Origin of the sequence: Streptomyces milbemycinicus, assembly GCF_002154605.1 — a bacterium.
GTDB lineage: Bacteria > Actinomycetota > Actinomycetes > Streptomycetales > Streptomycetaceae > Streptomyces > Streptomyces milbemycinicus.
The window spans coordinates 1-7,835 of the sequence record NZ_MUNE01000415.1; the positions used below are offsets into that span (position 1 = coordinate 1).

Genomic DNA, 7,835 nt, shown 5'->3' on the forward strand with positions numbered 1-7,835 from the left:
CCAGTAATTGCTGGCACGGTTCCGAGTGTTGCGGGAGGCGGCCATATGACTGGCGCTGAGGTGACGCGAGAGCACGTACGGGTGGCGGTGATCGGAGCCGGATTCGGCGGGCTGGGGGCGGCCGTACGGCTGCGCCGGGCGGGGATCACCGACTTCGTGGTCCTGGAGCGGGCCGGGGCGGTCGGGGGCACCTGGCGGGACAACACCTATCCGGGCTGCGCCTGCGATGTGCCCTCCCATCTGTACTCCTTCTCCTTCGCGCCCAACCCCGAGTGGCCGCGCAACTTCTCCGGGCAGCCGCATATCCGCGCGTATCTGGAGCGCGTCACCGATACGTTCGGACTGCGGCCGCATCTGCGCTTCGACTCCGAGGTGCGGGCCATGCGCTGGGACTCGCGCGCGCTGCACTGGGAGATCGACACCGCGTCAGGCGGGCTGACCGCCGATGTCGTGGTCAGCGCCACCGGCCCGCTCTCCGATCCGAAGATCCCGGACATCCCGGGCCTGGCCGGCTTCCCCGGCCGGGTCTTCCACTCCTCGCGCTGGGACCACGGCTACGATCTGCGCGGCAAACGCGTCGCGGTGATCGGCACCGGTGCCTCGGCCATTCAGATCGTGCCCGCCATCCACCGCGAGGTGGACCGGCTCACCCTCTTCCAGCGCACCCCGGCCTGGGTGCTGCCGCGTATGGACCGCCGTATCTCCGCCGCCGAACACTGGCTGCACACCAAGGTCCCGGCGACGAGCGCGCTGCGGCGGGCGGTGCTGTGGGGGGTGCGGGAGCTGCAGACCGGATCGTTCACCAAGCGGCCCGATTCGCTGCGGCTGGTGGAGCGGATGGCCGTCCGCCATATGCGGCGGGCCATCCAGGACCCGGCCCTGCGGGCCAGGCTGACGCCCGATTACCGCATCGGCTGCAAACGCGTCCTGCTGTCCGGCGACTACTACCCGGCGCTCGCCCAGCCGCATGTCGACGTCGTCGCGGCGGGGTTGGAGGAGGTGCGCGGCTCGACGCTCGTCGCCGCCGACGGTACGGAGGCGGAGGCGGACGCGATCATCTTCGGGACCGGCTTCCATGTGACCGATATGCCGATCGCGCGGCGGGTGACCGGGGCGTACGGGACGACGCTCGCGGAGGAGTGGCGGGACGGTATGGAGGCGCTGCGCGGCACCAGCGCGGCGGGCTTTCCGAACCTGCTGACGATCATCGGACCGAACACCGGGCTCGGGACCAGCTCGATGATCCTCATCATCGAGGCGCAGGTGGCGTATCTCGTCGACTACATGCGGCAGTTGGACGTGCTGGGCGGCAAGGTGGCGCTGGACGCCCGGCCGTCGGCGGTGCAGGCGTGGACCGACCGGATGCAGGAGCGGCTGAGCCGTACGGTGTGGAACGTGGGCGGCTGCGACAGCTGGTATCTGCAGGGCGGGCGCAATACGACGGTGTGGCCGGGGACGACGGCGGAGTTCCGCAGGGTGACGCGGAGGGTGGACGTCACGGAGTACCGGGTGCTGCGGCCGGAGCGGGAAGGGCCCGGCGCCGCGCCGGATGCCGTGGGTGTCGGTGTCGGTGCCGGTGTCGGTGGCGGTAGCGGTGTCGGTGTGGGCGTGGGGCGGGAGGCCCGGTGAGCCGCCGTTCGGCGCGGCAGGCCACTGGGCCGTACGCGCCGCCCGTCGCCGTGAGCGAACTGACCGTCATCTCCTCCGACGGCACCCGCCTGCACGCCGAACTGCACGGGCCCGAGGGCGCCCCGGCCGTCGTGCTGGTGCACGGCTGGACCTGCTCGACCGCCTTCTGGGCGCCGATCGTCCGCGAACTGGCCGCCGACCACCGGCTCGTCCTGTACGACCAGCGCGGCCACGGCCGCAGCCCGGCCGCGGGCCCCGGTGGCTACAGCACACACACGCTCGCCGACGACCTGGCGGCGGTGCTCGACCAGACGCTCGCGCCCGGGGAGCGGGCCGTCGTCGTGGGCCACTCCATGGGCGGTATGACGCTGATGGCCGCCGCCGACCGGCCACAGCTGCGCGAGCGCGCGACGGCCCTGCTGCTGTGCAACACCGGCGCCTCACGGCTGCCCGTGCGGGGCCGCGTCGTACCGCTGCGCGGTGAGCGCCTGCGGACGCGGGTGCAGCGCGCGCTGCTGTGCTCGCGCGCGCCGCTCGGGCCGGTGACACCGGTCTCCAGGCGGCTGCTCAAGTACGTGACGATGGGCCCGGCGGCGGGCCCTGCCGTGGTGGAGGCGTGCGCGCGCATCGTGTACGCCTGCCCACGGGCGGTACGGGCCGCGTGGGGGCGGGTCATGAGCGACCTCGATCTCGACGCGGAAGTCGGCCGGCTGGCCCTGCCCACCGCCGTGCTCGCCGGCACGGCCGACCGGCTGACCCCACCGGACCACGCCCGCGCGCTGTCGGCTTCGCTGCCACGGTGCGTCGGCCTCACGGAGCTGGACGGGCTCGGGCATATGGCGCCCGTGGAGGATCCGGCGGCGGTGAGCGGGGTGATCCGCGGGCTGGTGGCGGAGTACGGGCAGGCGTACGGGCAGGCGTACGGGCACGAGGGTGCGGCGCAAGGCACGGGGCAGGGCGCGCGGGGCGCCACGGACGACGACACCGTCGAGGAGCCGACGACATGAGTGGGCACAGGAGTCTGGAAGGCCGGGTCGCCGTCGTGACGGGCGCGGCGCGGGGCGTGGGGGAGTCGCTGGCCCGGAAGCTGTCCGCGCGGGGGGCCAAGGTGGCGTTGGTGGGGCTGGAGCCCGAGGGGCTGCGGCGGGTGGCGGAGGGGCTGCATACCGAGTCCGCCCACTGGCACGCCGATGTCACCGACCAAGAGGCGATGACCCGCGTGGCCGGGGAGGTCGTCGAGCGCTTCGGCGGTGTGGACATCGTCGTCGCCAATGCCGGAGTGGCCCAGGCCGGTCCGTTCGCCGACACCGACGAGACGGTCTGGCGGCGGGTCGTCGAGGTCAATCTGCTGGGCAGCGCCGCCACGGCCCGCGCGTTCCTGCCCGCGCTCATCGCACGCCGCGGCTATCTGCTGCAGATCGCCTCGCTCGCCGCGCTCACGCCCTCGCCGATGATGTCCGCGTACTGCGCGTCCAAGTCCGGTGTCGAGGCGTTCGCGCACTGTCTGCGGGCCGAGGTGGGCCATCGCGGCGTACGGGTCGGCGTGGCCTACCTCAGCTTCACCGATACGGACATGGTGCGCGGCTTCGAGCGGGACGATGTGCTGTGGGAGTTCCGGCGGCGGCTGCCCTGGCCGGTGAACCGCATCTGTCCGCTCGGCCCGGCCGTCGACCGGCTGGTGGCCGGGATCGAGCGCCGGTCGGCGCATGTGTACGGACAGTGGTGGCTGCGCGGTATGCAGCCCGTACGAGGCGCCCTGCCCGCGCTGATCGGCACCTTCGCGCAGCGCGATGTGCGCCGCTTCGAGTCCCGGTTCGCGGCGACGCGCGAGCAGCGGGCCGGGCTGGCGGGGGCCGGTGGCGAGGCGGACAACAAGGCGCGGGGGATTGATTGACTTCTGGGCCGACATGCGCGGGATGTCCGTGCATGTCACGCTGGTCGGGCCCATCCTCCGCCACCTCATGAGGAGCGACACGATGGCCAGCAAGGACCAGTTCAACGAGAAGGCCCGGCAGTCGAGGCGCAAGGCGCAGGACGACCAGGGTCAGAAGGCGCAGCCCGGCCAGCAGCCTCAGCAGCAGCGTGAGCAGCAGCCGCGGCGTGAGCAGCCGCCGCGCGAGAGCCGTGAGCAGCGCCCGATGCGGGACCGCGAGGAAGGGATCGAGGACCAGGAGCCCTACGAGGAGATGTGACCTCGGTGGGGCGCCCCCATGCGCGATGGGCGCGCCCCACGTGCTCCGCTCAGCCGCTCCTCGGCGGCAGCTCCGGGCGCCGCAGGTCCGGTACGTCCGAGTAGTCGGGCGGTGTCGCCGCCGGATGGCGTTCCAGCAGGTCGAGCGCCGTACGCACCGCGACGCCCAGCTGCGGATGGCGGCCCTCCGCCCAGTCGAGCGGCGAGCGCAGCGCCTCGATGTCCGGCTCCACGCCGTAGTTCTCGACCCCCCACCGATATGCGTCGAACCACGCGGCGTTCATCGGCACCGTGATCGACGTACCGTCCCCGAGCCGGTGCCGGCCGGTCATGCCGACCACCCCGCCCCAGGTGCGCAACCCCACCACCGGGCCGATGCCCTGGATCTTGAAGGCGGCCGTGATCATGTCGCCGTCGGAGGAGGTCGCCTCGTCCGCGACCGCGACGATCGGGCCGCGCGGCGCGTTGCTGGTGTACGAGACGGGCTCGGCGTGGCGGGTCAGGTCCCAGCCCATGATGGTGCGGGTGAGCTTTTCGACGACGAGCTCGCTGATATTGCCACCCGCGTTGCCCCGTACGTCCACGATCAGCGCGGGCAGCGACATCTCGCTGCGCACATCGCGGTTGAACTGGGCCCAACCGGAGCCGCCCATATCGGGGATGTGCAGATAGCCGCACCGCCCGTCGCTCAACTCGCGCACCACCGCGCGCCGCTTGGCCACCCAGTCCTGGTAGCGCAGCGGCCGGTCGTCGATGAGCGGCTGGACGGCGACGCGGCGCGGCGGACCCGCCCCGTCGCCGTCGGCGGAGCTGCCATCGGCCCCGCTGCCATCGGCCCCGCTGCCATCGGCCCCGCTGTCACCGGCGCCGCTGTCACCGGCCCCGCTGTCTCCGGCCTCCTCGGCGGGCTGGAAGGTGAGCTCGACCGTCGTCCCGCCCGCGGCGGTGAGCAGCGGGAAGGGGCCGGCCACCGGGTCCACGGGGCGGCCGTCGACATGGGTGAGCGTGGCGCCCTCGCGGATGCCGGTGCCGGCGAGCGGTGAACGCGCCCGGGAGTCGGAGGACTCGCCGGGCAGGATGCGGGAGATGATCCAGCGCCCGTCCTTCGTACGTGCGAAGTTGGCGCCGAGCAGCCCGATGGGGCGCTGGTAGTGGGCCGGGCCCTCGTTGCGGCGGGCCGGGATGACGTACGCATGCGAGGTGCCGAGCTCGCCCTGTACCTCGCGCAGCAGATCGGCGAACTCGTCGGGGGACGCGACCCGTTCGACCAGGGGACGGTACTGCTCGAGCGCCCCGTCCCAGTCGACGCCGCACATGCCCGGCTCCCAGTAGTAGGCGCGGGTGATCCGGCCCGCCTCGTCGTAGGCCTGCCGCCACTCGGCGGCCGGGTCGACGGTGTGCTGGATGCGCCGCATGTCGATATGGACGGTGGCGTCGCCGTCGGCGGTCTCGGTGGCGGGCACCGCCCGCAGATCGCCCTCGTCGTTGACCACCAGCCGGGTGCCGTCGCCGCTGACCGCGAACCAGTCCAGGTCGTCGGTGAGTTCGGTGCGCTTGGCCTTGACCAGGTCGAAGTGTTCGAGGGTGGGGCCGGAGGAGGTCTCGGCCGGGTTGGCGAAGGTCTCGCCGAGCGCGCCGGAGATCGGCCAGCGCAGCCACACCAGCCCGCCGCCGCTGACCGGGCACAGCGTCGAGTACTTCGAGGCGGCCACCGGGAAGGCGGTGACCCGGCTCGGCAGGCCCTCCACCTCGATCGTGACCTTGCCCTCGGCGGCCTCGCCGTCACCGTCGTCGCTGCCGCCCGTGTACGCGCTGTCCAGGTCGAGGCCGCCCGCTGCCGGGCGGCCCTCGGGGGAGAGCGCGAAGGGGGATGGGGTCGCGGAGGACAGCGGTACGAGGTAGGGGCGGCAGCCGAGCGGGAAGGACAGGTCGCCGGTGTGCACGTCGTAGACCGGGTCGAAGCCGCGCCAGGACAGAAACGCCAGATACCGGCCGTCGCGCGTGAAGACCGGCTCCTCGTCCTCGAACCGGCCGCTGGTCACGTCCACGACCGTACGGTCCGCGAGCCGGGCGATCTTTATCTGGCGCAGCGAGCGGCCGATGCCGGGGTGCGACCAGGCCAGCCAGCCGGAGTCGGGGGAGAACGCGAGGTCGCGCACTGGCCCGTTCGTCGACCGGATCAACTCGCTGACCTCGTCGACGTCCGGTATTTCGGCCGAGGTTGAGGGGCCGGGGGTGGGGTCGGGCGCGGGGTCCGGCGCCGCGTCCGGGGAGGTGTCTGCCGCTGCGTCCGGTCCGGTGTCCTCCGCCTGGGCCGCGCTGTCCGGCGAGGTGTCCTCCGCCTCGGGTGCGCCGTCCGCCGACGTGTCCACCGACGCGTCCTCTGCCGCGTCCACCGACGTGTCCACCGACGTGTCCACCAGCAGCAGCCGCCCGTCGTGTGCCGCCACCGCCAGCCGCTTCCCGTCCGGCGACGCGACCATCTCGTGCACCCGCCCGAGTCGGCCGACCGCCAGCCGCCGCCGCTCCCGCGGACCGCTCGCGCGCGGCAGATACGCGATCTCGATGGCGTCCTCGCCCTCGGCGTCCGTCACATACGCCACGCGCCCGGTGTCGCCCAGCATTTCCGGCAGCCGGACCCGTACGCCCGGGGTGTCGGCGAGGGTGCGGGCGGGGCCGTCGCGGTGGGTCAGCCAGTACAGGCTGCCCCGTACGCATACCGCGCTCGCCCGGCCCGTGGTGTCCACGGACAGCGAGTTGACGTGCGAGGAGGCGGGGACCTGGTACGGGCGGCGCCCGGTGCGCGCCCCGCCGAGCCGTACGTCCAGCCGACGCGGCTCGGCGCGCGGGCTCAGGTCGTCGATCAGCCACAGGTCGCCGGCGCACTGGTAGACGATGCGCGAGCCGTCGGTCGAGGCGTGGCGGGCGTAGAAGTCGGTGTGGTCGGTGTGGCGCCGCAGGTCGGAGCCGTCGGGCAGAACGGAGTAGAGATTGCCGATGCCCTCGTGGTCGGAGAGGAACGCGATCCGGCCCGCGACGAACATCGCCGAAGCCAGGTGTCCGTTCAACTCCGGTACCAGGCGCGTGCCGTGCAGCCACAGCCGCCCCGTCGCGCCGCCCCGGTAGCGCTTCCAGGAAGCGGGCTCGTGCGGAGGCGTGCCGGTCAGCAGGAGGGTGCGGCGCTCGCCGTCGACCTCGGTGACCGCGATATCGGAGACCGGGCCCCAGGGCAGCCGCCCGCCGGGGCTGCCGTCGGTGGGCAGGCTGTAGGCCCAGGAGAAGTGGGAGAGCGGCTGGTCGTGGGAGGAGACGGCCAGGATGTGGGAGGTGCCGTCCTGGTCGGGGGGTGTCCAGCCGCAGACGCGGGCGTCGACGCCGCCCCAGTACGTCAGGCGGCGCGCCGCGCCGCCGTCGACCGGGACGAGATAGATCTCCGGGTCGAGGCTGCGCCAGGTCGTGAACGCGATATGCGAACCGTCGGGGGAGAAGCGCGGGTGCCCGACGCGGGTGCGGTCGACCGTCAGCCGCCAGGCCCGGCCGGGTGGCTCTCCCGGTGCGGCCAGCGGCGCCACCCAGAGGTCGTCCTCGGCGGCGAAGCAGAGCAAGTCGTCGTGCAGGTGCGGAAACCGGAAATACGCGCCGTCGCCTTGGCCCGACGCGTTCGACAGAGCATCGCTCACCTGACCATCCTTCCGGGGCGGCCCCTTCAGGGCAACTCGGTCTTGTGACGCATCCCACGAGCGAAACGGGCTCGTTTCGTACAGTGCCACGAGGAACTGCGCTTACGCTATTGGTGTACGAAACCGTTTCGTTCGTGACGCTCGCATGTTCGGGAAGGAGGGCGCGATGCAGGCACTGGACCGACGCCGCAGCAGGCTGTCCCCCGAGCGGGAGAGCGAGCTGTACGGAGCCGTCATGGGCCTCCTCACCGAGGTCGGCTACGACGCGCTCACCATGGACGCCGTCGCGGCCCGTACCCACTCCAGCAAGGCCACCCTCTACCGGCAGTGGAAGA

At 72.8% G+C, this 7,835-nt stretch carries 6 protein-coding genes; 5 read left to right on the forward strand and 1 reads right to left on the reverse strand.

Going from position 1 to position 7,835, the window contains the following annotated elements:
• Positions 1-45: 45 nt before the first annotated feature.
• From CCN51_RS31285 to CCN51_RS31300, 4 genes are all read left to right on the forward strand, one after another.
• Entirely contained in the window at positions 46-1,629 is a 1,584-nt protein-coding gene (locus tag CCN51_RS31285) for a flavin-containing monooxygenase (protein ID WP_055413950.1), read from the forward strand.
• A complete protein-coding gene (locus CCN51_RS31290; protein ID WP_014176992.1) occupies positions 1,626-2,636 on the forward strand; it encodes an alpha/beta fold hydrolase in 1,011 nt (336 codons plus the stop codon). Before CCN51_RS31285 ends, CCN51_RS31290 begins: the two co-directional genes overlap by 4 nt.
• A complete protein-coding gene (locus CCN51_RS31295; RefSeq protein ID WP_043486982.1) occupies positions 2,633-3,523 on the forward strand; it encodes an SDR family oxidoreductase in 891 nt (296 codons plus the stop codon). Before CCN51_RS31290 ends, CCN51_RS31295 begins: the two co-directional genes overlap by 4 nt.
• Positions 3,524-3,605: 82 nt before the next feature.
• Positions 3,606-3,821: a hypothetical protein gene (locus tag CCN51_RS31300; protein ID WP_043490402.1), complete on the forward strand. Its 216-nt coding sequence runs from the start codon at positions 3,606-3,608 to the stop codon at positions 3,819-3,821.
• Positions 3,822-3,870: 49 nt separating this feature from the next.
• On the opposite strand, the gene CCN51_RS31305 is transcribed toward CCN51_RS31300, so the two are convergent.
• Positions 3,871-7,500, reverse strand: coding sequence for a S41 family peptidase (locus CCN51_RS31305; protein ID WP_086860369.1), 3,630 nt, complete (start codon positions 7,498-7,500; stop codon positions 3,871-3,873).
• Positions 7,501-7,666: 166 nt separating this feature from the next.
• Between CCN51_RS31305 and CCN51_RS58075 the strand changes: the two genes are divergently transcribed.
• On the forward strand, positions 7,667-7,835 hold a 169-nt coding region (locus CCN51_RS58075), incomplete at its 3' end, for a helix-turn-helix domain-containing protein (RefSeq protein WP_425444782.1).